At 65.9% G+C, this 25277-nt stretch carries 23 protein-coding genes; all 23 read right to left on the minus strand.

What is annotated here, in order from left to right:
* Positions 1-4: 4 nt before the first annotated feature.
* Positions 5-928: a sulfotransferase gene (locus tag ACYQ2W_RS11405; RefSeq protein WP_459866671.1), complete on the minus strand. Its 924-nt coding sequence runs from the start codon at positions 926-928 to the stop codon at positions 5-7.
* 38 nt (positions 929-966) lie between these two features.
* Positions 967-1809 (minus strand): class I SAM-dependent methyltransferase, encoded by an 843-nt coding sequence (locus ACYQ2W_RS11410; RefSeq protein ID WP_459866674.1) that lies wholly within the window; start codon positions 1807-1809, stop codon positions 967-969.
* A 55-nt stretch (positions 1810-1864) separates the two neighbouring features.
* Entirely contained in the window at positions 1865-2902 is a 1038-nt protein-coding gene (locus ACYQ2W_RS11415) for a PseG/SpsG family protein (protein ID WP_459866677.1), read from the minus strand.
* A gap of 34 nt (positions 2903-2936) precedes the next feature.
* Positions 2937-3947: an N-acetylneuraminate synthase family protein gene (locus ACYQ2W_RS11420; protein ID WP_459866680.1), complete on the minus strand. Its 1011-nt coding sequence runs from the start codon at positions 3945-3947 to the stop codon at positions 2937-2939.
* Between the two features lie 10 nt (positions 3948-3957).
* Positions 3958-5223: a radical SAM/SPASM domain-containing protein gene (locus ACYQ2W_RS11425; RefSeq protein ID WP_459866683.1), complete on the minus strand. Its 1266-nt coding sequence runs from the start codon at positions 5221-5223 to the stop codon at positions 3958-3960.
* Positions 5224-5269: 46 nt separating this feature from the next.
* A complete protein-coding gene (locus ACYQ2W_RS11430; protein WP_459866686.1) occupies positions 5270-5953 on the minus strand; it encodes a WbqC family protein in 684 nt (227 codons plus the stop codon).
* Positions 5954-5969: 16 nt separating this feature from the next.
* Positions 5970-7670 carry an asparagine synthase (glutamine-hydrolyzing) gene (asnB, locus tag ACYQ2W_RS11435; protein WP_459866689.1) on the minus strand — a complete coding sequence of 567 codons (1701 nt, stop codon included), beginning with the start codon at positions 7668-7670 and terminating at the stop codon, positions 5970-5972.
* A 6-nt stretch (positions 7671-7676) separates the two neighbouring features.
* Positions 7677-9020 carry a UDP binding domain-containing protein gene (locus tag ACYQ2W_RS11440; protein WP_459866692.1) on the minus strand — a complete coding sequence of 448 codons (1344 nt, stop codon included), beginning with the start codon at positions 9018-9020 and terminating at the stop codon, positions 7677-7679.
* 89 nt (positions 9021-9109) lie between these two features.
* The gene (locus ACYQ2W_RS11445) at positions 9110-9763 is read right to left on the minus strand and encodes a PIG-L deacetylase family protein (RefSeq protein ID WP_459866695.1); all 654 of its coding nucleotides are present in this window, start codon (positions 9761-9763) and stop codon (positions 9110-9112) included.
* An 18-nt stretch (positions 9764-9781) separates the two neighbouring features.
* The gene (locus ACYQ2W_RS11450) at positions 9782-10564 is read right to left on the minus strand and encodes a cytidylyltransferase domain-containing protein (RefSeq protein WP_459866698.1); all 783 of its coding nucleotides are present in this window, start codon (positions 10562-10564) and stop codon (positions 9782-9784) included.
* A gap of 15 nt (positions 10565-10579) precedes the next feature.
* Entirely contained in the window at positions 10580-12340 is a 1761-nt protein-coding gene (locus ACYQ2W_RS11455) for an LIC12162 family transferase (protein WP_459866701.1), read from the minus strand.
* On the minus strand, positions 12337-13413 hold the full coding sequence (locus tag ACYQ2W_RS11460; protein WP_459866704.1) for a sulfotransferase family protein: 1077 nt from the start codon (positions 13411-13413) through the stop codon (positions 12337-12339). Before ACYQ2W_RS11460 ends, ACYQ2W_RS11455 begins: the two co-directional genes overlap by 4 nt.
* Positions 13414-13417: 4 nt before the next feature.
* A complete protein-coding gene (locus ACYQ2W_RS11465; protein WP_459866707.1) occupies positions 13418-14392 on the minus strand; it encodes a GNAT family N-acetyltransferase in 975 nt (324 codons plus the stop codon).
* Positions 14389-15471 carry a DegT/DnrJ/EryC1/StrS family aminotransferase gene (locus ACYQ2W_RS11470; RefSeq protein WP_459866710.1) on the minus strand — a complete coding sequence of 361 codons (1083 nt, stop codon included), beginning with the start codon at positions 15469-15471 and terminating at the stop codon, positions 14389-14391. The genes ACYQ2W_RS11465 and ACYQ2W_RS11470 overlap by 4 nt, the downstream gene beginning before the upstream one ends.
* A gap of 8 nt (positions 15472-15479) precedes the next feature.
* Positions 15480-16793 carry a DUF4910 domain-containing protein gene (locus ACYQ2W_RS11475; protein ID WP_459866713.1) on the minus strand — a complete coding sequence of 438 codons (1314 nt, stop codon included), beginning with the start codon at positions 16791-16793 and terminating at the stop codon, positions 15480-15482.
* A 28-nt stretch (positions 16794-16821) separates the two neighbouring features.
* Entirely contained in the window at positions 16822-17883 is a 1062-nt protein-coding gene (locus tag ACYQ2W_RS11480; protein WP_459866716.1) for an N-acetylneuraminate synthase family protein, read from the minus strand.
* Positions 17884-17891: 8 nt separating this feature from the next.
* Complete coding sequence (locus tag ACYQ2W_RS11485) at positions 17892-18587, minus strand: cytidylyltransferase domain-containing protein (RefSeq protein WP_459866719.1); 696 nt, start codon at positions 18585-18587, stop codon at positions 17892-17894.
* A complete protein-coding gene (locus ACYQ2W_RS11490; protein WP_459866722.1) occupies positions 18587-20227 on the minus strand; it encodes a cytidylyltransferase domain-containing protein in 1641 nt (546 codons plus the stop codon). The genes ACYQ2W_RS11485 and ACYQ2W_RS11490 overlap by 1 nt, the downstream gene beginning before the upstream one ends.
* Entirely contained in the window at positions 20227-20853 is a 627-nt protein-coding gene (locus ACYQ2W_RS11495) for a class I SAM-dependent methyltransferase (RefSeq protein WP_459866725.1), read from the minus strand. The genes ACYQ2W_RS11490 and ACYQ2W_RS11495 overlap by 1 nt, the downstream gene beginning before the upstream one ends.
* 2 nt (positions 20854-20855) lie before the next feature.
* The gene (locus ACYQ2W_RS11500) at positions 20856-22040 is read right to left on the minus strand and encodes a DegT/DnrJ/EryC1/StrS family aminotransferase (RefSeq protein ID WP_459866728.1); all 1185 of its coding nucleotides are present in this window, start codon (positions 22038-22040) and stop codon (positions 20856-20858) included.
* Between the two features lie 4 nt (positions 22041-22044).
* On the minus strand, positions 22045-23163 hold the full coding sequence (locus ACYQ2W_RS11505) for an iron-containing alcohol dehydrogenase family protein (RefSeq protein WP_459866731.1): 1119 nt from the start codon (positions 23161-23163) through the stop codon (positions 22045-22047).
* A 69-nt stretch (positions 23164-23232) separates the two neighbouring features.
* On the minus strand, positions 23233-24165 hold the full coding sequence (locus ACYQ2W_RS11510) for a hypothetical protein (protein WP_459866734.1): 933 nt from the start codon (positions 24163-24165) through the stop codon (positions 23233-23235).
* 16 nt (positions 24166-24181) lie between these two features.
* Positions 24182-25192: an NAD-dependent epimerase gene (locus ACYQ2W_RS11515; RefSeq protein ID WP_459866737.1), complete on the minus strand. Its 1011-nt coding sequence runs from the start codon at positions 25190-25192 to the stop codon at positions 24182-24184.
* Positions 25193-25277: the final 85 nt, after the last annotated feature.

The raw sequence follows: 25277 nt of genomic DNA on the forward strand, positions 1-25277 counted from the left end.
AGCCTCACCCACCCAGTGTCAGGGTGCGGGCCTGGACGCCCCGGTAGGCCTGATGCATTCGCTCCACCAGCTGCCCGTCCACCCCCGAGAGGTCGATGCTGCGGTCCTTCGCCGGCTCCCTGAACGCCGCGAGAATCCCCTCGGTCTTCTCCCCGTAGCGGACGTCGAGACGGGCCGCCAGCTCCTTGAAATAGGCGTGGGGCTGCCGGCACATGGCATCGTAATCGACAAACAGGGCGTCATCGATACGCAGTGCATGCTCATACAGGTGAGCGTACTGGTACACCGCCCTCGCCATCGGATTCATCGCCAGAAACGCCTCTTCCTGGTCGTCGGGCACCCAGTAGTGGACGTTGACGTCCTCGCGGCTCTTCAGCGGGTAGTAGCGGGCCTCGCCCGTCAGCTCCGAGGTTTCGTACCAACCGAGCTTGGCGATCGAGGCGAGCACGCTCTCGGGCTTCCTCACCATCACCACCACCGACAACGCGGGATACTGGCGCACCAGCTCCGGCACCCACGGCAGCGCATTGGGCATGCTGAACGCCAGCCGGCGTTGCGGCACCACATCGAGGATACGCCGCCGGTCCCAGTGGGTACCGATCCGCTCCTCGATCTGCGTCTCGCTCAGGGCCATCCATGCCGAAGAACGGGTGTCCATCCGGTTGTAGTTGAGCCTTCGCCCGGGGATGGCCTGTACGAACACCTCCTCGAACAGATAGGCCTCGAACAGCAGCCGCCAACTCGCCGGCGGCAAATCGGCGATTTGCGGCAACAGAAAGTTGAGCATCGGCGGCTCGTAGGCGAACTCCACCGCCTCGAGCGACTGCAACAGAGTGCCGAAGATCGACGTACCGGTGCGGGTCGAACCGGTCAGGAAGATCGAGCGGTCAATGGCTGGCCTGGCCAGCGGCGTCATTCGAAAAGTCATCGATTCTCTTCACATTCGCTGTCGCGCCTGGGGGCGGACTAGATTTTTTTCAGTACGAAGATCTTGTGATAGCCATACTCGCCGAAGTTGGGCAGCTTCGCCGCGGCATCGAACAGATCCTCATCGTAGGTGAACTGATCGATGTATTTGCCGAGGATCACCTTGTGATAGAGCACCCGGCTGACCAGCATGTAGGTCGAGGAGTGGTAGCGCTCCTTGACGAGCTCGTACTTGCCTGGAACGTACTCCCGGACCTTGGCATCCTCCAGGAAGATATTGTGCCAATTGCCCGCCTTGTCCATTCCCATCTCGAGGGTGCTGCGCACCTCGTTCATCCGGTTCACCGTATCCACACTGCCTTCGAGCATGATCAGGCGACCGCCGGGCTTGAGGATCGAGTGGATCTCGTCCATCGCCTTCTGCTGGGCCTCCCAGGAGGGCAGATTGATGATCGAGCGAGTGGTGCAAACCGCATCGAACGGCTCCTCGTTCATTTCCGACAGCTTGGTGAGATCCCCCCACTCGAAGCGTACACGCCCCAGGAGTTCGGGATGATCCCGTTCCAGTTTGGCCCGCGCGTTGGCCACCATCTCCTCGGAGAAGTCCGCGCCGACGATCTCCAGATCGCCGATCCGCGAGGCGTACTGGATCGTCGAGTAACCGTTTCCGCACCCGATGTCGAGCACCCGCTTGGCCTCACCGATCTCCTCGCACATGCTGCTGACTTCGATCTCCCGAAGATTGTGGTCCTTCAAGGTCCCACCCTGTCCCTTGGCATCCACGAAATGGTCGGACTGCCAGTCGAACACCTTCAACTCGTCCACCTCTTCCCGGTTGAGTACCGCCTGTTTGTCCCAGTACTCTTGGATCTTGCGGCTCATTTCCTCGGTCATGACATCGCCTCGCAAATTGTCGAATCGAATAAGAAAAATACGGTTAAGTTTCCCGCGCCGAGCTTTCGGCGATCAGCGCCGCGACTCGCCGACGGCCCCGCCCGTCGATCAGGCTCCGCCCGGCCCGGCCCATCCCGTCGCGGCGCTCGACGGAAACCATCAATTCATCGAGCGCCCTCGCCAATCCCCGGGAAGTCGGCTCGCCGTTCCACATGCCGAGGTCGATGGCGCAGCCGGCGTCGGCCAACCGATTCGCCACCGGCACCTCGTGTTCGATCGACGGGATCAGGATCGCCGGCGTACCGACTCTCGCCGCCTCGAGGGCGGTTCTGCCCCCCGCGCACACCACCAGATCGGCCGCCAATAGCGCGCTGCGCAGCTCGGGCAGGCTACGGTGGAGACGAACCCGCTCGGCAAGCGGCGCCAGCGTGTCGGCCAGTTCCCGGCCATCGCCATACCCCGGTCCGATGACGAAATCGAAGGTCATCGGCGGGGGATCGGCGGCGATGCTCTTCGCCACCGACATCGTCAAACCGCGGGGATCGGAACCGCCGAAGGTCACCAGCACCGATGCGGCGCGGGCCGGCACCGGCTTGGCGACGATATCGTCGTAGAGCGGGGAAAGCACGAAGTAATCCGGCCCGGTAAACAGATCCGGGGCCCCGTCGGGGCATGGTCCGTAGTGCCAGACATCGGGAACGATGCTCCCGTTGACCACTTTCGACACGCACAGCGTCTTGTGGCCGAGATCGTCGATGACCACCACCTGCCGTCCCTGCGCCAGCAGCGGCTCCATCGCCAGCCGGTCGGCGTCGTGACGGTCGACCACGATCGTCCGTTCCGGCGCCCCGAGCATGGCGGCCACCTCGTCGGCCGGTGAACTCTCCACCGGCAGGGTGGCGACCGGATACCCGGCGTCCCGCACCAGTTGCACCCCCTCCGGGTACTCCTTCATCAGGAAACGGAGGCTGAATGTCCCGAGCTGATCGAGTTCGCGGGCCAGCTCCAGGCAGCGATAGACGTGCCCGAAGGAGAGTCCCCACACCTTGCCGCCGTCTACGCGGAAAAGAATCTCGCTCATCGACGCGGCACACCCTTTCGCCCGACGCAAGCGATCAAACCATCTCCCATTCGATCGCCTCTTCCCGCGCGATCGCCCGTCGTGCGGTGCGCCCGACCAGCTCCCGCACCATGCGCGGCTCGATGGCGGTGTAGGGCCTGACGATCTTGACCATCTCCTTGGTGATCACGGTCCCGGCGGCGATCTCGCAGGCCGCATAGACGCCACGACGCATGTTATTGAGCTGCTCCCGGTCCGGGCGCGACTCGTCGGCACAGGGTCGTCCGAGGGCACTCTCGATGGTGCGAATGTCGCTGACGATGCGGGCCATCTCGTCGGTGTCGGCGGAGAGCGCCTGGTCGGGCCCCGGCAGCCCCTTGTCGATCGTGAAGTGCTTCTCGATGGCCACCGCCCCGAGCGTCACCGCGGCGAGAACCGCGGCGCTTCCGAGCACGTGATCGGAATAACCGACGGGCAGACCGAAGGCGGCCGACAGCTGTCCGATGGTCCGCAGGTTCGCCTCGTCGGGACGTGGCGGATATTTCGAGATGCAATGCAGCAGGATCAGCTGATCGTTGCCGCTGCCGTGAACCGTCTCCACCGCCTCGGCGATCTCGCGCAGGGTGGACATCCCGGTGGAGAGCAGGATCGGCTTGCCGGCCGCGGCCACCTCCTCGAGGAACGGGATGTTGTCCAGGTCCATGGAAGCGATCTTGAAGGCGGGAACCTCCAGCTGTTGCAGCAACCCCAGCGTCTCGCCGCAAAACGGCGTGGAGAGGAAGGCGATCCCCCGTTCACGGCAGCGTTCGGCCAACCGCGCAAAGCCCTCCAGGTCCAGTTCCACCGCGCGGATCGCCCGATGGGCCTCCTCACGCTCCAAGGTCAACCCGGAAGCGGTGAAGGTCTGGAACTTCACCGCATCGACGCCCGCCTCCGCGGCGGCGTCGACCATCTCCAGCCCCAGCCCCACATCGCCGTTGTGGTTGAAGCCGACCTCCGCGATGACGTAGCCCGGCGCCCCCGCGCCGATCGGCCGCCCCGCGATGGAAGGTACGATATTGCCCATGGCGCGATGCTCATCCGACACGTTTACCGCCCTTCCAATCCATCTTTTCCATGTCCCACTGCTCCGGGATGCGGTCGTAACCGTAGCGTACCGCGCCCTGATTGCAGTCGCGGCAACCGGGCACGATCTCCGTGCGACGCCCCTCGAGGTGAAGCTTGCGCATCTCCACGATCCGCTCGCCGTGCCACGCGCTCTTCAGGGTGCACTCCGGCACATCCACCTCGGCATAGGTGCCGTCGACGTTGCGAATCCGCTTGGGCTCCGCTCCGACGTAGCGCCCCAACACCATCGCGCTCTGCTCGTAGTAGGCGGTGGTGCACGGCAGCATGATCCCGTTGGCGGTGACCGTCAGGCGCTGGAAGGGGTATTGGCAACCCCAATGCTCATCGATCGCCTCCGGCGGGAGGTCACCCGGGCGAAGGTCCACGATCTCATTGATGGTGAGCAGATCGACCCCCGCCTCCAGCAGCAGTTCCCGGTAGCGCTCCTTGTTGTTCGCGATCGCCGGATAGATGGAGTTGGTGCGGACCTGGGGTCGGTTTTTGCCCTTGGCGTTGCGCGCCGCCACCAACCGCCGGATGTTCCCGATCACCGCCGAGAAGGCGTCGTATTCGTCATCGTCCTTGTATTTCGGCGGGGTACGGATCTTGTTGTAGTCCGCCTCCAGACCATCGATGGAGAAACTGATCCAGCTCGGCTCGGCATCGACCAGCGCCTCGGCCATCTTGTCGTCGATGCGCTGACCGTGGGTGATCGCGGTGATTTCGAGGATCCCCTTGTCGCGGGCGTATTTCACCACATCGGGGAAGGTCACCTCGCGATCACCGTCCTTCCACTTGTACATGGTCGGTTCGCCGCGCCAGCTGAGCAGCAGCGAGGGCACGCCGAGTTCGGCACACTCGTCGATCACCGCCTTGGCGACGGGCCAGGGCATGATCCGCTGCGCGCCGGTGATGGCGTTCTTGAAATCGTCGGAGATCGTGTAGCACATGGTGCAGGCCAGATCGCAGGTACTGACCAGCTCGCAGCACACGGCGAGCGGGAAATCACCGGCGTCCCCCTCCTTCGGGCGGCGATGCCACTCCTCGCGATACCAGCGATAGCGCTCCCGCTCATCATCGGTAAGAAACTGCTTTTCGATAAACGCCTTCTCGCGCTCGTCGGTGTCGAATCGGAACTGCACCCGGGAGACCGGGATCCGCTCGTTGACCTCGGTCCACTTTTCTCGCAGGTTCTGCTCGCGCAGACCAATCGTGGTATCGGTTTCGTCGCTCATTTGGAAACTGCTCCAACCTTCATCGATTCATTACGTCGCCGCCGGCTCAAAGGAAGCGGCGGCTCTCATCCCCATGATTAAAAACCAGATCCAACACGGATAGGTTTGGAACAAACTCGGGGCACTGCTGCGGGTAGGGCTTGGCCCGGTAGTCGAGCCAACTCACTCCCACACCGCGTTCCGCGAAATCATCCAGGACCAGATATTCCTTCCCGAACATCCCACTCAAATACTCGCTGGCACCGTTGCGCACGCACAGCTCCAGAATCAGCTCGGAGCCGGAAAACCCCTCCACCGGAAAATCGGAGGAGTAGACCAGCGGCGTATCGATTCCGAGTTTCCTGCGGAAATGGTCGATCAATGCCAGGTTGAGTTCGACCAGGCGCAGGTACTCCCGCCCTTCGATCAGTTCGCGCAGCTCCTCGAAACAGGGGGAGAAGAAGGGCGCCCGCCGATACATCTGCTGAATCGGCCCCAGCAGCTTCTTGCGCCAGGGCTGGGCATTGTCGATCTCCACCTCGTTGATCGCCTGGGTGTAGCGCCCCTTACTGATCACCGGCACGCCGACGAACTTGACCTCGCCCGCGGAGTCGACCAACCGGTTGCGGTTCTCGAAATGACGTTTCTTGAATTGGACGTGGTCGAACACCACGTAGCGCTCGGCCAGCGCCATCTTGCTGAAAAAACCCAGCCACGGCATGAACTCCGGCTGGTGAACTGCGATTTTCATCTCGATCGAACCACACCTACCCTGCATCCGGCGAGGGAACCAGGAAACGCCGCTTCTGGAAAAAGACGTTGTTCCAGTCCTCGAACACCATCTGGCGATACATCGAACGGTCGTAGAGCTGACCGCTGTTGTCCATTCTATACCAGACGTTGATCGGGCTTAAAAACCCCATTTTATTCTTGCGTTTTACCACCGCATCGGGAACGAACTTGCCGGCGACCTTCTTGAACAGCCACTTGGTGACGCCGTCGTTGATCTTGTACTTGTCGGGAAGGCTGTAGGCGAACTGGATCAGCCGCGGATCGAGAAACGGCGCGCGATTTTCGATGCTGAAGGCCATGTTCATGCGGTCGGCCATCTGCAGCAGCACCTGCATGGAGGTGTAGTAGTCGACCAGCCCCATCGCCGAGATCACCCCGGGGAAGGTGGCGAAGGGGCCCTCCACGCAGGAGCGGAGGTACTCCTGCACCCGGGGATCGAAGGGGTTCTCGGCGCGGTTGATCAACCGACCATAGCGCTCCGCCGGCGAGCCGTAGTATTTGTTGATGAGGAACGAGTAGTTCTCCATCGCCTCCAGCTCGAAGATCTTCTGATCGTGGTTGAGGAGGTGGTAGCGGTGGTAGCCGCCGAACAGCTCGTCGACCCCCTCGCCGGTGATCGTCACCCGCGTCTTCTTCGCCACCTCCTTGAGCAGCACGTACTCGTTGAAGCTGGTCCAGGTGCATGGGTAGTCGAGGAACCACATGATCTCTTCGCGGTAGGCCTCGAAATCTTCACGGGTGGGGCGGACGATGTGCAACTCGCGGCCGATGTGATCGGCCACCTCCTGCGCGTAGCGCAGCTCGTTGAACTCGTCGCCCACGTCGTAGGTAACAGTGAACAGGTACTCCGGCTTGGCGATGCAGGCGAGCAGCGAGCTGTCCACACCCCCGGAGAGCAGACTGGCGTAGTCATAGGAGCTGTTCTGGGTGCGCACCTCGACGCAGTCGACCACCAGGTCGGTGAGCATCCGCTCCAGCGTGTCGAGGTCGTCGGGCAGCTCGACGCGGTGGTCCTCGACCCGCCAGTAGGTGACCCGCTTCACCCCGCCGGCGGAGACCTCCAGATACTCGCCGGGGAGCACGCTGTGGATCCCCTCGAACAGGGTCTCCCGATCGCAGCAGATCTCGAAGGCGTGATAGGCGAGGCAGCTGTCGTTCGCCTTCGGCGGCACGTAGGGGAGCAGCGACTTCACCTCGCTGGCGAAATAGAGTATCCCGTCGCGCTCGGCGTAATAGAGCGGCTTCTCCCCGGCCACGTCGCGGGCGACGAAGAGCTTGCGCAAGCGGGCGTCGTAGACCGCAATGGCATACATGCCGTTGAGCTTGTCGAGCATCCCCATGCCCCACTCCTCGTAGGCGTGGACCAGGGTCTCGGTATCGCTGTTGTTGGCGAAGCGGTGCGCGTGCTTGAACTGGGCACGCAGCGCCTGATGGTTGTAGATCTCACCGTTGAAGACCAGCGCGACGCTGCGGTCCTCGTTGAAATAGGGGATCTCATGGTCGTCCCGGTCGATGATCGACAGACGGACCATGCCCACTCCGGCCTCCTCGCAGGCCCACGCGCCCTGGTCGTCCGGTCCGCGGTGTCGGATCAGTTCCAGCATCCGGTTGACCACCGAACGCCGGTAGTTGTCTTCGTCGGGCAGTCGCCCGAAATACCCGGCAATCCCACACATCGCCCGTTACCCCATCCACTCTTTGCCGCCGAGCGGCACGTAGGGAATGCCCTCCCCGGCCAGCCCGTAGGGAACCCACTGACCGCAGCAGTCGAGCACCAGCTTCATGTCGCGCAACGCCTCGGCCAGCCGCTCCCGCCCGAGGTGCTTGAAGTGGGCGTGGGCGGAGTAGAGCACCACCCCGTCGGCGGCGGCGAGCGCCTCGGCCAGGCCGAGGGCGCTCGCCCCGGTGATCCGCTCCACCTGGTCGGCGGCGAGAAACGGTTCGCATACCGTCACCTCCACGCCGTTGCGCCGCAGGTAGACCGCGAGGCGCGTCGCCGGGCTGTTGACCACCTGGCCGGTGTTCTCCTCCACCGCCAGACCGAGGATCGCCACCCGCGTCACCCCCGCCTTCTTGAGCCGGTCGCTGACCAGCGGCACCATGGCCAGCTCCGCGTGGTGCGCCTCCGAGGCGATGGTCAGCATCTCCGGATAGTGGGCGCCGGAGAGCAGATACTGGCAGGCCAGCGGTTGATCGTAGCCGCCGAAACCGAGGCTCGGCGCCCGTCCCCGCCCTTCGCCCGCTCCTTCGACCAGCTCGATCGCCGCACGCACGTCGGTGCCGGGAAAGGCCTGGGCCATCTGGTTGATCGCCGCCTGGCGCACCTGCGCCAGCGCCAGCTCGGCAACCCGCGCCATCTCCGCCTCCTCGGCGCCGGCGAACGCCAGACTGCGGTGACCGAACAGCTCCAGGATCGAGGCGGCCGACTCGGCCGAGGCCGCGTCGACGCCCCCGACCATCCGTGGATAGGCGGCGGGCTTGTAGGCGATGGGATTGACCTCCCGATCCCGCCGCGGCGCCACCGTGACCAGCAGGTCGCGCCCGACCTCGACGCCCACCTCGGCAAGCGTCGGCAGGATCACCTTGTGGAGCGTGCCCGGCATGAAGGTGGTCTCGATGATCATCAGCGGTGGCTGCGCGGGGGCACTACCGGCAAGCCGGCCGAAGGCGGCCAGCGCCCGGGTCAGGTCGCGGGTGGATGGTGCCCCCGCGTCCTGGTTGCTGACGCAGATGAAGTGGACCAGCGGATCGCCGGCGAACATCCCGTCGTAGTCCTCCACCACCTCGATCCTGCCGCCGCGCCAGCCGTTGCTACCGGCGAAATCGAGGGCGATCGGCACCACGCTGCGCTTGTAGAGCAGTTCACCCTCGCTCTTGAGGTTCTCCAGCCGGTCGCGGTCGTAATCCGACACCAGGCAGTCGATCCCTAAAGAGGTCAGCTGGATCAGGTTGGTACTGCCCAGGTAGCCCATGCCCCAGACGGCAGCCGCCCGCCCCTTCATCACCAGCTCCGCGTAATCACTCATGGTTGTCACCTTCAACAAGGGATTCCGGATCCATCGTTCGAAAGACGCCGCGTCGTCAGCGCATCGCGCGCGGCCGAAGCGACGCCCGCTCAGTCGATCAACGTGTAGACCTCGAACGCCTCGGCCAGGGCGGTACCGGCGCGGGCGCCGCGCACCTTCGCCAGGCTCATCATCAGGTCGTTGGAGAAGTAGTCCCCGGTGGTCATGCCGCCGGAGTGCTGCGAATGGTAACAGGCCACCGCCGCCGCCTTGCGTTCGACATGCTCCGGCTCCAGGGAGATGTAGAGGTTGGGGGCGAAACCGGTGGCGCTGTTGACGATCTCGTAGCCCCATACGGAGGCGCGCTTGAACGCCTTCAGCGCCATCTCCGAGACGGTGCGGTGGTCGTGGTGGATGTCGTGTCGCGAGGGGACCAGCACCAGCTCGGGCTGCACCTCGCGCCCGGCGCGGTAGAGCTCCTCCAGCACCAGCTGGCGGTACTCCGGCAGCATCTGGCCGGCCACCTCGTCATTGAAGTGAAAGCGCTCGCGGGGAATGCCCAGCGCATCGAGCGCCGCATACTGCTCCGCCATCTCGCGCACCTCCTGCACCTCGCCGTGGAACGACTTGCGATTCAGGCTCATGCCGAAAAAATGGATCTCCGCCCGCTCCGCGTATTTGGCGACCAACCCGCCGCAGCCGAACTCCGAGTCGTCCAGGTGGGCGCTGACGCAGAGGATCCGCTTGCCGTCCAGTTCCAACATATCTTCATCCGCCTCGTTTCAAATGGTACCCAACGCCTTCTTGCACACCCCGGCGTTGATCGCCGTCACCTCGGGATGGGCGTCGAGAAACGCGATGATCCCGTCGAGATCGGCCGCCGGGCCGAGCGCCTCGATGATACGCCGTACCACCTCCAGGTCCGGCATCTCGTCGACGGTGAAACGCAGGGTCTCACGCCGACGCCGCTCCTCCGACTCGTGGAAGTGGACGTTGAACGCCTCCGGGTGCTCCAACAGGTACTCGACGACATGCTGACGGTGGTAATCCTCCAGCGGCGCGTCGAGCGAGCGCAGCAGCGCCGGGTAGGCGACGATCTCCTCCTGGGCCCCCACCGGCAGGTGGAGCAGCCGGGTGTAGTCGGCACCGCGGGCGATGTGCTCGCGCAACGCGGCGGCCAGTTCGTCGACGGCGGTCAGCGGATCGTCGCCGGTGGCGCGCACGATGTGGCCGGTCACCCCGAAGGCCTGCGCCGCGCCGATGTAGCGCGCCAGCACGTCCTCGCTGTCACCGCGGAACACCGGCACGCCGATCCGCTCGGCGTACTCCGCCAGGCCGTCGTCGCCGGGCAGGTCGGTGGTGGCGAGGTAGACCCGGTCGCGCCCGAGCAGCGGCGCGAGACGCTCGACCACCCGCTCCAGCAACGGCTTGCCGCACAGGTCCAGCATCATTTTGCCGGGCAACCGGGTCGCGCCCATGCGGGCCTGGAGGATGACGGCGCTGTCGGCGAGCGGTGCGCAGGCCAGTTCCGCGTCGTCGAAATAGCGGGATCGGTTAACGGACATCGGGGCCCACCTGGATCATTCGAACGATCTCACGGCGCGGAACCACTCGCCGCGCCACCCATCGGAAGTACGGGCGAAGCGCTCGCACCACGCCTCCCTCGCCCGCCTCACCGCGTCGCCGTCCCACCAACGCCGTGGATCGTCCGCCACGGCGAGAAGCTGGGCCGCCGCCGACTCGCCGGAGGAGTGGCGAATACCTGCCCGCGCCAGCTCGTCGAACCAGGGGCGGGCGTCCTGGTGGATGCACCAGTGTTCGTCCCGCCAGAAGGCGATGGTCGGCACCTCCATGGCGAGGGCGATATTGAGCGCGCTGATCGGATGGTCGACGACGATCAGGCGCGCCTCGAGCATCTGGTCGATCAACGCCGCCGCCCGCGCGCTGCCGTCGACGATCCGCAGCTCGGGAAACGCCTCCCGCACGTGCTCCGCGTCGCGAAACGAGGTGGTGGTATCGGCGACGAACGGCCGGTAGATCAGTTCGCCGCGCAGCGCCGCGCCCACCCCGCGCAGAAAACCCATCTTCTCCTCCCGGTACTCCAGCCACTGGCTGCCGTAGGGCATGGAGAACAGGCGTAGCAGCAGCGGCTCCATATGGGCGCCGATCATGACGATGCCACCCCCGCCACGCCCTGCGCGCCGCCGGCGGGCGCGTTTGAGACCGCTCAGGTGGGGGGTGGGCAACGGCACGATGCGCCCGGCGGCGTCCCCGTAGCGGTCCCATCCCCACGACAGGTAGTAGTCCTGGCGCAGCTCCACCTCGCGCGGCAGCCCCAGGGAGCAGAGACGCCCGGGATAGCCGCCGTGCTGGGTGCAGATGATCTTCTCGCCCAGTTCCCGCGCCAGGGCCAGCGTCGCCTTCGCCCGATCGTCGAAGAAGAGATAGGGGCCGATGAGGCGGAAGGCACCGGGGCGCACCCACCAGGGAGTGCGGCCGGCAGCCACCGGGAGGTGGCCGTCGAGCAGGGAGTCGGGAATACAGCGCTCCACCACCCGCTCCGCCACGGCAACGAAGCGCTCCGGCAGCACCTCGACGGGATCCAGCGAAGGAGCGGCCTGCACGTTGACCACGCCACGCTTGAACCACAACAGCAACGAGGCGGCCACCTGCTCCGGCAGATTGAGGCCGTAGACGCCACGACAACGTGACCAGCGCAGATCCAGCACCCGCTCCACCAGCGCCCGGACCCGCTGCCGCGCCCCACCACGCGGCTGCGCGTCACACCGCTCCGCCCCCGGCGCCGCGCCACGCCGCTCCAACACCCACTCCGCCGGGGCCAGCTCCTCGGCGATCAGCGAGAGCAGCCAGTGGTGGAAATCGACATTGACCGCGGCGCGGCGCATGAACGCCTGGGTGTCGCTGAAATGCCAGCGGGTCTCGGGGTCGATCAGCTCCACCCGGAAACACTCCCCCGGGTGGTCCTCGATGAACTGCTCCAGTTGTCGATAGCGGCTCCAGGCGATGGCGAGCAGGGTCAGCAGCCAGCCGTTGAGCAGGGTCTTCCAATATTCGGGCCCCCGCTCGATCCCGCGCGCCTCGCGCACCCGCTCCTGGAAGCGCGGCACCACCTGCCGGTAGGCGAAATCGCGCAGTCGCCGCCAATCCCGCTCCATCGCGGCGAAATCGGTGTAGCCCCGGTAGGGCTCGCTGAAACGCCAGCGGCGCCAGTCGCCGAGCCGCTCTTCGCGACCGAGGAAACACTCGACGTAGAAGGGGTGCTCGAGCTGCGGATCGAAGCGCTCGCCGATCCGGTTGAACAGCAGACGCCGCCCGCTCACCCGCCGCCCCGCGCCTCGATCGCCGCGGCGATGCGCTCGGCGTCCAGCAGGAACGGGGGACGGTTGAGCCACTCGGTGATCCGCTCGCGCTCCTCGCGGTAGCGCCGCAGCACCCCCGCATCGCGCGCCACCCCGGACCAGTCGTAGCCGAGCGCCGCCATCCCCTCGCCGCAGAGGAACTCCATCACCCCGATCTCCTCTTCGCTCAGCGCCTCGCGCCAGTAGGCGAGCGGCTGGGCATTGAAGGCGCGGGTCACGGTGGTGGTGGAGTTGGGGGCCCAGTGCCGCCCCCGCCCGTCGGTGTAGGCGGAGGGGTCGCACATCGCCTCCTCGAAATCGATCCCCAGATGGTCGCAGACGCCGCGCAGGGTGGGCTCGGGATCGGTCACCAGGTCCTCGTAGCGCAGGGCGTGGTAGCGGGCGTCGCCGGCGTGGCGGCGGACGTAGCGCCAACTGCGGTTCCAGGTGGTGGCGACGAACAGGATCGGGTACTTCATGTTGTCGCAACCGGCCAGGTAGCGGCCGGTGTTGCGCGAGGCGAGCACCGCCCGCGGGTCACGCAGGATGTGCACGATGCGGATACCGCACTCCTCGATCAGCAGCGGCGAGAACTCCTCGCACCACACCTCCTTGACCCCCACGCCGGCGCTCCCCAGATGCTCGCCGATGACGTCGAAGAGGCGACCGACGTTGTCGATGAAGGGGCCCTCGGCCAGGGCCTCCAGGACCACCTCGATCGCCTGGAAACGCTCCTCCGGATCGCGCTCGGCGTCCCGCCTCAGGGCCGCGCGCAGCTCGGCGAGGCCGGCGGCGTCGAGCCGCGCGTCACGGGCGGCGTCGAGGAAAGTCCGTTCCCGCCGCGGGTCGTCGAGGTAATCCCACCCCATCGGCATGCTCGGGTCGAGCCCGCTCTCCTCCCCCATGCGGGCGAACGCCGCATTGCGCCAGGCACGGAACAGCGGGCTGAAAGGCTGGTAGAGGACCCGCAGCCGGGAGTGGGCATCCAACGCCCGGGTCAGCAGGGTGGTGCCGGAGCGGAAGATCCCGCTGATCAGCAATCGATTCGCACTCATCGTCTCACCGCTCGAAGGAGAGTTCATAATAGGGTCGGAGGTCGCCGCCGAAGCTGAGCTTGAACCAGCCCCGCTGCGGGCTGTTGACCCCCTCCAGATCCACCTCGTCCACCCCCTGCCGGGCGAGCCGGTGAAACGCCTCCCAGAGCACCGCGGTGCCGGTGTGGGTGTTGCGCATTTCGGGATCGCTGGCACCGAACAGGTAGTAGGCGCGGCGGCGATCGAGCAGGTAGACCGCCATGCTGCCGATGCGGCCGTCGGCGTCCTTCGACTCCACCATCAACGCCCGCCCGCACGCCGTCAGTCCGGCGACCAGCGCCTCCATCCGCTCGCACACCGCCGTCGCCACGACGATCCCCTGGCGCGCCATGGTCATCCGGTAGTATTCGGCGAAACCGGCGGCGTCGTCGCTCTGCTCCGTCACCACCCCCTTACGCATGCCGTAGCGGATCTCCTGCCGCCGCGAGACCGACGCCCGGTTGTAGATGGCGATGTCCTCGAGCCGCTCCGCGGTGGCGAAATCGGCGATCTCCACATGGCTGGTGTAGCGGATCTCGGCACTGTACTTGGGTTGATCGGTGCCGTAGTTGAACCACAGGAAGGGGCGCACGTCGACCAGCGAGGAGTGGAGCGCGGTGCGCACCCCACGGTAACGTTCGGCCAGCTCCTGCGCCACGCCCTCCTGGATCTTGAACTGTTCGGAACCGCGCTGGGCGTGGTTGAGGCGCGGCAGGTCGCGATACATCAGACCGTCGTAGATGACGAAGTCGTGGCCGACCAGACGCTCGCCACCGGCCTCCACCGGGGCGAAAAAGGCGGCCATCGGCTCGTCGCTCTTCAGGCAGTAGTAGGCGTGCACCGGCACGCCGAGCGCCTCGAGGTAGGCGACGGACGCGAAGGCGGTGCCGTTGGGGCTCGACTCGACGAAGCGGTCCCACCGCTCGTCGCAGGCGGCCTCCACCAGACGATACTTGCTCATGGTGTGCGGTCGTCGAGGAAACGCCGGATCTCGTCGATGATCCGAGTCATGTAGGCCTCGTCCACCTGGTCGTTAACCCAGAGGTTGAGGATGGTATCGCCGACCCGATCGCTGACCGGGGTCTCCGCCCAGCGCCCCGCAGGCTCCAGGAAACGGTCCACCGACGGCTGCCAGCTGCTGATCGGGTAGCGCTGGTCGAGCAGGTGGCGAAAAAGCGCGTCGCGCCCCCGCTCGACCATCACGTTGAGACGCCAATAGGTGTCGCCGGGGGAGTGCTCCACCGCGCGCACCCCCGCCACCCCGGCCAGCCCTTCGATCAGCCGGCAGGCCTTGGCCCGGCGCCGCGCCAGGTTGGCGGGGAGGTCGTCGAGGGCGCGCTCCAGGAGATCCCGTCGCGCCTCTTCCCAGCCGAACAGGTAGGCGTCGCGGTGCCCCTCGAGCACCCGCCGGAAGCGCTCCCCGTCGGGAGCGCGATGGAACAGGAACTGATTATTGTAGGTGGAGTTGTGGAGCCGGTTGACCTCCTCCTCGGCGCGCTCGTCGGCGGCGCTGAAGGGGGGACAGGCGGCGGCGAAGGCCGCCATCCCCGCGGCCCACTCCGGCTCGTCGGTGAACACCGCGCCGCCCCGTCCGATGTCGATGATCTTGCCGGCGCCGAAGCTGGTCACCGAGATATCGCCGTAGGCGCCGGCCGGGGCCTCCCCCCCCGCTCCCTGGGCGACGGCGAAGTCCTCGATCAGGTACCAACCCCGCTCGCGACAGAGCCGGGCGAGCGCTTCGATCTCACAGAGCCGGCCGTAGGCGTGGACCGCGACGAGCGCGGCCAGCCCCTGCTGCTCTGCGCAACACTCGGGGCTGAGACCGAAACGCTGCGCCTCCACGTCGAGGTAGACCGGCTCGGCGCCGGCGTAGAGCACCGCCTGGGGCACGCTGAAGCAGACGTTGTTGGGCACCCCCACCCGGCGCCCCTCAAGCCCCAATACACGCAACGCGGCCACCAATCCGACGGTGCCGCTACCAACCAGCCGCGCCTCGGACTTGCCGTGCATCCGCGCCAAACGGCGCTCGGTGGAGTTCATCGCCACACTCATCCGCCCACCGCCGTCCCCCGCTCCATCACCCCCTTCTCCACCAGCAGCTCAGCGGAGCTGCGCAGCGCCGCCAACGGCAGGCCGGTGCGCGCCGCCACCCTGCGCAATGAGGTGTTGCCGTCGCACAGGAAGAGCAGCCAGAGCCGCGCGTCGAGCTCCTGCGCCTGATCGGGCAGGAAGGCGCCGCCGGTCGCGGGGTAGATGCCGTGCTTGGAGAGCATGACCTCACAGTGCGGCTGGAGGTTGCGGTAGAACACCTCGCCGTCGAGCCGCTCCAGCACCTCCAGGTGGAGTGCCAGACTGGCCGCGAGATGCTCCCCGCGCACGAACGCCAAGTCGTCCAGCGAGGTGTGGTAGTAGGGGTACTCGTAATACTTGTCCTTGGTCAGCGAGGCGACGTTGATGCGAAACCCCTGGGACGAGTACTGGCGCTCGTCGCTGCCGTGGATGTCGAAGGGGTAGCGCACCCACTCCCCCGCCGCCCGCTCCTCCAACACCTCCTCGATCAGCGCGTTGATCGGATCCTCGGCATCGACGCTCTGCTTGTAGCCGAAGGGGCCCGGCCCGCCGACGCAGGTGACCACCAGGCCGCGCCGGATGCGCTTCATCGCCGTCTCATTGCGGGCGCAGTAGGCGACGGCACCGACGGTCTCCGGCACCCAGACGATGCGGTAGCTGTAGTGACGTCGCTCCCGTTTGAGCAGCTCGCGGGCGAGGAAGGCGGTCATCACCGTGCCGCTGAGGTTGTCGTTGGCCAGCGAGGGGTGACAGAAATAGGTGGAGATGAGGACCTCTTCCGCGCTTTCGCCGGGGATCAGCAGCTCGCCCACGGTCAGCGAGCCGGCGGCGTCGAATTCGCTGTCGACCATCACCTCCAGCGGTCCCGGCGCCCGCTCCAGCGCGTGGTACTGCGCCTGCGTGACGCAGAAGCCCCAGTCGCGGCAGTAGTAGCTGGTACGGTAGGGGATCGCTTCGGGCAACTCCTCGGAACGGTGCAGGCGGGGGGCCAGCTCGTCGAACGTCATCTGCCGATGCAGCGGTTCGCTATAGCTCACCAGATGGATGTTGCAGCGCTGGAAATCCACCAGTTTGTTGCCGGCGGCATCCTTGATCCAGGCATCGCGTACCCGCCACTCGTCGGGAATCACCCAGTCGTAGACCGGACTCCCGCAGGGGTACTCCTTGATCTCCAGCGGCACGATCCCGCGCAACACCCGCAGGGTCTCGCGGTTGCCCTCTCCGGTAAGGCTGCGGGTCAGCGGGAAGAGCCGCTCCAGCACCGCGTCGATCTCGGCAATCACCCCGCTCACGCTGCGATTCTCCAACAAAGTGGCTCTCTCACTGTTCGAACATGGGCCATTGGAGGACCGCATCCTCCTCGATCGCCGCCGCCGCGGTGCAGCCGAGAAGCCGATCAAAATCGCGCGGATCGATGCCGTGGCCGGGACGCTTCCAGGTCAGATCCTCCGCCTCGACCCGCTTGCCGGCGGGAATCGCCCGCGCCGCCACCAGACTGCGCCGGGCGTTGCGCCGCGCCGGCGCCTCGCTCGCCAACGGCTCCTTGCGGTGACCGCCGAGCAGCCCGAACAGAAGGTCCATACGGGCGTGGAAACGCTTCAGGTCCTCCTTGTCCATGGCATGATAGTGATCGTTGCCGGGTAGCGTCTTGTCGTGGGTGAAGTGTTTCTCGATGATCCGCGCGCCGAGCAGGGTGGCCACCTCCAGGGTCTTCATGTCCCTCGGCAGGGTGTGATCGGAGTAGCCGACGACATGCTCCGGGAACTTGCGCGCCAGCTCGGGAATCATCGCCAGGTTGGCGTTGGCGTCATCGGTCGGGTAGTTGAGCACGCAGTGGAGCAGCGACAGCGCATTGCCGTGGGCTTCGATCCAGCTGACGCTCTGCTCCACCTCCCATAGGTAGGCGGCACCGGTGGAGAGCACGATGGGCTTGCCGAAGCCGCACAGGTAGTCGATGAAGGGCTTGTTGTTGAGATCCGAGGAGGAGATCTTGAAGACCTCCATCATGTCGTTGAGAAAGCGTGCCGATTCCACGTCGAAGGGGGTGCTGAGAAACTCGATCCCGGCGCCCTCGCAGTGGCGGGCCAACGCCTCGTACTCGCTCTTCCAGAATTTGTCGTACTTCTGAAACAGCTTGTGTTGGCTGTCGGTCGGCTCCTTGCTCAGGTCCCAGTAGGAGGGGGAGTCCTTGGAGGCGATGGTATCGGCCTTGTAGGTCTGGAATTTGATCGCCTCGGCGCCCCCCTCGGCCGCCTCGTCGATCAGGCGCTTGGCCAGCTCCATATCGCCCTCGTGATTCACCCCCGCCTCGGCGATGATGTAGGGGCGGCACACGGGGGCGCCGCCGGGGCGGTACTCTTCGATCAGTTGGCGAAGTTTCATGTCGGGGTTCAACTCTCTCGTTGGGCCAGCGCCGCGGCGACCACCTCGTGGGCGGTGCTCTCCGGACGCACCTCCAGGCGTAACAGGCGGGCGTAATCGTCGATGGTATCCAGGTCCAGTTTCAGCTCGGGGTGGGCCAGCGCCGCGTCGGACGGGTCACAGGTGCCGATGCGGAAACGTCCGGCATCGGCCCACAGGCGGTTGAAGACATGCTCGCGGTGCTCCGGCGCGGTGGCCTCGCGGTGCAGCCGATCGAGCACCGCCATGGAGGCGATCTCCGCGCCCAGCCCGTCGGGATAGCGGTTGCCGCGGGGGATGTGGTTGTAGGCGTAGTCGTAATCGCCCCCCTCGAACAGCTCCACCAAGCGGTCGATCTCCGAGCCGCAGATGAGCGGATTGTCGGCACAGATGCGGACCACCGTGGCGGCGCCAAAGGCGGTGGCCGCACCATGGTAGCGGCCGAGCACGTCCGCCTCCGATCCGCGGAAGGTGGTGGCGCCGCACCGCTCCAGATGGGCGGCCAGCAGGTCGTCGGCGGCACGATCGGGGAGCGCGAAGACCACCCGGTCGACCCGTCGCGCCGCGCTCACCCGGCGCCACACCCACTCCACCACCGGCAGCCCGTGGAGCCACAGCATCATCTTGTTGGGCAGACGGCTGGAGCCCATGCGCGCCTGCACCACCGCCACCACCGGCGCCACCATCAGCGCAACTCCTCGATCAGCGCCAGCATGCGCCGCACAACCTTCGACTTGTTGGCGGTGAAGTGGGCGCTGCGCTGGGCGTCGAACAGGCGGCGACGGTAGGGGGCCTCATCCACCAGCCGGCGCAACACCTCGCGCAGCTCGGCGTCGGTGCGCTCGCCCTGGTGCATCCCCAGCGGGATGAAGCCGTTCTCCTCGCGGGCGAAGCGGTGGGTGTTCTCCCGTGGGTGGTGGGAGAGAACGATCGCCGGCAGATTCATGTGGGCCAATTCGTAGACCGTGCGACCGTTGGAGGAGATGGCGATTTCGGCCCGCTCCATCAGCTGGGAGATCACCCCAGTGGCGTGGGTGTGGGTCACCTCCTGATCCGCCAAGGCGGCGATCATCGCCTCCAGTTCGGCGTGGTGACCGTAACCGTCGCCGGTGACGATGTCGATCGCCACCCCGCGCTCGGCGCAATACGGGGCCACCGCCTGCAGCACCTTGCGAGTGAGGTCGCTGGGGTCGGTGCCGCCGAAGGCGATCAGCAACCGATTCACCCTGTCGCCGAAGGTATGGGGCCGGGCGTCGGTGAATTCGTCGCGGACGAAGAACCAGTCGTGGCCCCAGAGAATCCTCTCGCCGGGGATCTGCGGCTCGTCGTAGAGGTCGTTGACCGTGAAGTCCGCCTCCGCCGCGCCGGGGCCCAGGTCCTCGAAGTTGACCACTCGAACGCCGTGGTCGCGCAGACGCCGGACGTAGTCGACCTCGGTGTTGAGGATGTCGTTGACCACCAGGTCCGGTTCCAGCGCCAGGATGGCCCGGTCGATCCCCTCGGGCGGATAGACACCCAGCCAATAGTCGTAGCCGGCCAGCTTGTTGGCCACCACCCCGCTACCGGAGTCGCAGACGAAACGGATCTCGTGGTCGCTGATCTCGTGGGCCAGCGCCAGGCAGCGATAGATGTGGCCCATCCCCACCGCACGGTTGCCGATCACCCGGAAGACGATGCGGCGGCGGTTGAGCAGCTTCTCGCAGATCCACCAATCCTCGTAGCTGCGGATCTCCAGCAGACGCCCCTCCACCGGATAGGCCACTGGCAGCACCTCGCGCCCGCCGTCCCCCTCCAGCAGCGAGCGGGCGAGAATGGTGAAGGCGTGGGACTCGCTGACCAGCTCCTGAGCGGCCCCCTCATGCATCACCCGGGCGAGCGGCCGCCGCCACGGCGAATAGAGCCGCTGCCAGGCACGGGAGACCGGAACCAGCAGCTCCGCCCCCACCTCGATGAAGTGGCGGTAGGCGTCACGCAGCTGTCCGACCCCGATCAGCGGCACGTAGGGAGAGAGCACCAGCAGGTGTTCCCAGTGCTCCGCCAGCCGGCGCAGGGCCGGTGCCAGGCTCTCCAGGTACGCCTCCTCGTCGAGGCGCAGGGTCGCTTCGTAGTGACAGCCGACCCCGGCACGTTCGCAGATGAGACGAATCTCCTCGGAGTCGGTGGCCACCTGGACGGCGTCGGCGGAAAAGCTCTCCACCGCCTTGTCGATCGCGCGCTGGATCAACGCCGTCCCAGCGAGCTTCTTCACCAAATCGTCGGGGAAGGCGACACTTTTCTTCACCGCCGGGATGAGCACGGCGACGCGCGACGGGATCTCTCCGGCCATCACCCTTCCCGCGACTCGCCGAACACCACGGTGAAACGGGAGCGACGCAGCGAGACCTCCTCGAGCGGAACGAAATGATCGGCGACCGCCGCCAGCAGTTCCGCCTCCGACTTGACAAAGCCGATCGGATCCTCCGGCAGATAGAGGAAAACCATCAGGTAGCGGCTGTAACGCGACAGCAGCGCCAACAGCTCCCGCCAATTGCTCAGGTAGGAGAGGCATTCGCTGGTGAAGACCAGATCGATGCCGCCCCACGTCTCGTGACGTTCGCGCAGATACGCCTCGACGGCCTCCAGGTCATTGACGTCGAGCGCCGCGAAATCGATGTCGGGATAGCGCGAACGCGCCACCTCGATGGCGGTGGGTGAGATGTCGAGCCCCGCCACCACGTTGTTGCGCCGCTTCAGGCGGTGGGTCAGCGCCCCCTTGCCGACGCCGATGTCGACCACCCGTCCGAAGTTCCACTCCTCGAGCAGCGCCAGCGCCACCTTGCGGTTGAGCTGACGGCTATCCTCCTGGTGCCAGGAGTCGAAGCCGTCACTCCCCTCGTGGCGATACATCTCCTCGAACTCGCCGACGAAGCTGCGCCGCGCGGTATCGAAGACATATTTGTGGTAACCGGTCACGCTCATCCCTCCGCCCGCAGGGCCTCGATGGTACGGCCCGCAGCCTCCACCACCACCGCCAGCTGATCGTCGGCGAGGGCATGGTGGAAGGGGAGAGAGACCATGTTGTCGAAGAAGTCATCGGCGTGGGGACACGCCGCCTCGCCAAAGCCGAGCTTGCGGTAGAGGGGATAGCGGTTCAGCGGGTAGTACTGCACCACGCACTGGATACCGTGCTCGCGGGCCATGGTGCGGATAAAGCGGTCGCGCCAGCCGTTGCCCACGCGGGCCACCAGCAGGTGGTAGTTGTGGCGCGCGTCGTCGACGCGGTGGAAGGCGAGCTCCGGATAGCCGGCGAGGGCGTCGATCACGCGCAACGCCCGATCCCGCTTCTCCGCGTTCATGGCATCGCTGCGCTCGAGCAGCTTGGCGCCGACGGCACACTCCACTTCGCCGAGACAGTAGTTGTTGGGCATCAGCGGTTCGCCGTCCAGCTCCGGCAGGTCGACGTTGCCCATGGCGGGAACCCAGTAGTCGTCGCGCTCGCCGGGGAAGGCGCAGTGACCGTTGTGACGCAGCATCGGCACGATCGCCGCCACCGCGGGGTCGCGCACCGCCAACATCCCCCCCTCGCCGAGGGTGGTGATGTTCTTGTGGGAGTGGAAGGAGAAGACGCCGAAGTGGCCGAAGCTCCCCGCCCGGCGACCATCGATCTCCACGCCGAGGGCCTGGGCGGTATCCTCGATCACCAACAGGCCGTGGACCTCGGCCAGCGCCATGATCGCCGGCATGTCGGCGCCGAAACCGTAGAGATGGACCACCACGATCGCCTTGGTGCGCGGGGTGATGCAGGCGGCGATGCCCTCGGCGGTGACCACCCGGGTGGCAGGGTCGATGTCGGACCACACCAGTTTCGCCCCCTTCTTGGCGAAGGGGTAGGCGGAAGCGGTGAAGGTGTGCGACGGGATGATGACCTCGTCGCCCGGTTGAAAACGGCACAGCTGCGCGGCGATCTCGAGCGCGGCGGTGGCATTGCAGAGCGCAAAGGCGTGCTCCACGCCAGCGTAGCCGCGGAAGGCCGTTTCGAAGGCCTGGAGATAGCGCCCCTGGGTAAGCGGCACCGCTTCGCGGGCCGCCTCCACCATCACCGCGATCTCCTCCTCGGTGAAGGCGTGGGCACGACCGCTGAAGGGGATCTTGAACGTCATCGCCCTACATCCTCTTGAAGATCTCGATCACCCGCTCCTTGGTGAGGATGTCGCGAAACCCCTCGCCGAGGGCGTTGGTCAACGGCTTCTCGTGGATCACCGTGGAGTTGAAAAGGGCGTCGTACTGTTCATCGGTGAGATCACGACAGACCCCCTCGGGGACCTCCACCCCCTGGCGCTCCGCCATCGACCAGAACTCGCCATACCGCTCGGGATAGAACTCCTCCATGGCGCGCATGGTGATGCAGTTGGCCACGCCGTGGTGGAGCTTGAGCACCACACTCAGCCCCGCCGAAAAGGGATGAACCACGCCGACGTAGCTGTTGGCGATGGCGCAACCGCCGAGATAGGCGGCGACCATCATCTTTTCGCGGTTCTCGGCGCTCATCATGTCGTCGCTGAGAAAAACCTCGCGGCAGAGCTTGAGGGTCTCCTCGGAGAAGGCGTCGCCGACCGCGTTGCGATAGCCCCCCTCCAGTGACTCGATGCAGTGGATGTAGGCGTCCATGCCGGTGTAGAAGTATTGGTTGCGCGGCACCGTGGCGGTCAGATCCGGATCGAAGATGATCTGGTCGTAGACGGTGAAATCGCTGTTCATGCCCAATTTGAGACCGTTGTCCGGATTGGTCATGACACAGGTACGGGTCGCTTCGGCGCCGGTGCCGGAGAGCGTCGGCACGGCCACCTTGTAGATCCCCGGCCGCTTGACCAGGTCCCACCCCTGGTAGTCGCTCGCCGAACCGCCGTTGGTCAGCAGGTTGGAGACCGCCTTGGCCACATCCATGGTGATGCCGCCACCGACGCCGACCACCGCGCAGGGCTCGCCGCACCCCTCGCTCACCAAGCGGTCGCGCAGCTCGTCGATGTAGCGGGTGGTGGGCTCGTCGGCGGTGTCGACATGGATCACCACGTCGTCGGGCCCCACCGCGTCGATCCCCTCGGGGAGGCCGCGCGCATCACCGTTGCCGGCGAAGTACTGGTCGACGAAGAACACCGCATAGGCCCCCTCGCCGTGGCGTCTCGCTTCCACGATCCCCGCCAGATCGGCTCGCGCACCACTACCGTAGATGTAGCGCAGCACATTGCGGGAGTTGCGGATGCCGGTCTTAAGGATTTCGCTCATGATTCGATTCCATAGGTTGCCCCAGCGGGGCATCACCCGGGCGCGCAAAGCGCCCGAGAAGGTGGTGGATCAATGCTCGGCACCATTGCGGACATTGGCGCTGAACTCGGCGACAAATGCGGCCAGCGGCGCAAGCAGCAGCCCGAGCAACAGCGATAGCACGATGGGCTGTTTGGGGTTGCGCGGCCGGACGGCGATATCGGCGTCAGGGGCGACGATCAGCGAACTCTGCTCGACGACCACCTCGTCCGCCCAGGGCGCCTCACTGTGCTGCTCACGGCTCAGCGCCTCGCGTTGCGCCGTCATGGAGGCGATCCTCTCCTCCTGCTCGATGCTACGCTGCCGCGCCTTCGCCAGATGTTCGGCGGGACTCTCCGCCACCGTCCCGCCGGCACCAAGGAAAGGGCGCCACCCCATGGAATAGGGCTGCGAATTCATCCATGCGACGGGCGGGCCACGTCGCATCTTCATCACCTCGCCCCATCGGTCGAACTGCGCCACCTCCGCATCCGTCAGCTCCTTCTCCTGCCTCTCCTCGTGGATCTTGCGATCGAGCTCTTCGATCTCGCGTTGCGCCTCCGCCTCCCGCTGGCGCAGCGTGCTCTCAAGCAGCGCAGCAGCCCGCTTCCGGTGGGCCTCAAGCACCCCCTGGACCGCGGCACCGAGCCGCCGCTCAATCCACTCTGGCGAGCGCGAACGGAGATTCACGCTGACGAAGGGGGAATCTTCGGAGGGAACACTCACCTCGCACGACGGGCAGATAACGGCAAGCAGCGAGCGCACCTCGCCGATAGATTCGATCGGTTTGCCGTCCACCGTACCCACCTTGATCGCGCTCCGCCCGGTGTAGTCACGCGGCGTGGAGATCAGGTAAACCATTGCCGCGGCGAGGGTGGCGAGAAAGACCACGCCGACCAAGCGGCGACGCCGGACCATCACCAGCCACAGATCCGCCAGGGTGACCGAGCGCTCCACCGCCGACTGTTGCTCTTCGCTCTCCATGCCGTCCCCCAGGGTTTTAGACTCGGTAATAGTCGCGATACCACTCGACGAAGCGGGCAATCCCCTCCTCCACGGTAGTCTTCGGCAGATAGTCCATGTCGCGCACCAGATCGTCCACGTCGGCGTAGGTATCCGGGACGTCTCCCGCCTGCAACGGCAGCAGATTCATCTCCGCCTTGCGGCCAAGGCAGTTCTCCAGCGTTTCGATGTAATGGAGCAGCTCCACCGGCTGGTTGTTGCCGATGTTGTAGACCCGCCACGGCGCCGAACTGCTGCCTGGATCGGGGTGGGCACCGTCCCACTCCGGATTGGGGGCAGCGACCCGGTCGAGGGTGCGCACGACCCCTTCGACGATATCGTCGATATAGGTGAAGTCGCGGCGGTGCTTGCCGTAGTTGAAGACATTGATCGGCTCGCCGGCGAGGATCGATTTGGTGAACAGGAACAGCGCCATGTCGGGGCGCCCCCAGGGCCCGTAAACGGTGAAGAAACGCAGGCCGGTCGTGGGCAACTGGAACAGATGGCTATAGGAGTGGGCCATCAGCTCATTGGCCTTCTTGCTCGCCGCGTAGAGCGACAGCGGGTGGTCGACGTTCTCGTGGATCGAGAAGGGCATGTCGGTGTTGGCGCCGTAGACCGAACTGGAGGAGGCGTAGACCAGGTGCTCCACCTGGTGGTGACGACAGTTCTCCAGGATGTTGGCGAAACCCACCAGATTGGTGTCGACGTAGGAGGCGGGGTTTTCCAATGAGTAGCGCACACCGGCCTGGGCGGCGAGATTGACCACACGGTCGGGTTTATGCTCCGCGAACACCCTGGCCAACCCCTCGCGGTCTGCCATGTCGAGGCGCACGTCGACAAACCCCTCGCCACACTCCTGGACACGGCGCAGACGGGTGCGTTTTAGATTGACGTCGTAGTAATCATTGAGGTTGTCGACGCCGACCACCTCGTCGCCACGTGCGAGCAGGCGCATGGCCAGATGGGAACCGATGAAGCCGGCGGTTCCGGTGATCAAGACTTTCATATTCGTTCCACTCGTCGGTTTCGGTTGTTCTTAGGGCCCGCGAAAGAATAACTTCCTGTTTTGGGGCGTCGAGACGCCCGTCCGG

It is taken from the genome of Endothiovibrio diazotrophicus (assembly GCF_054657215.1).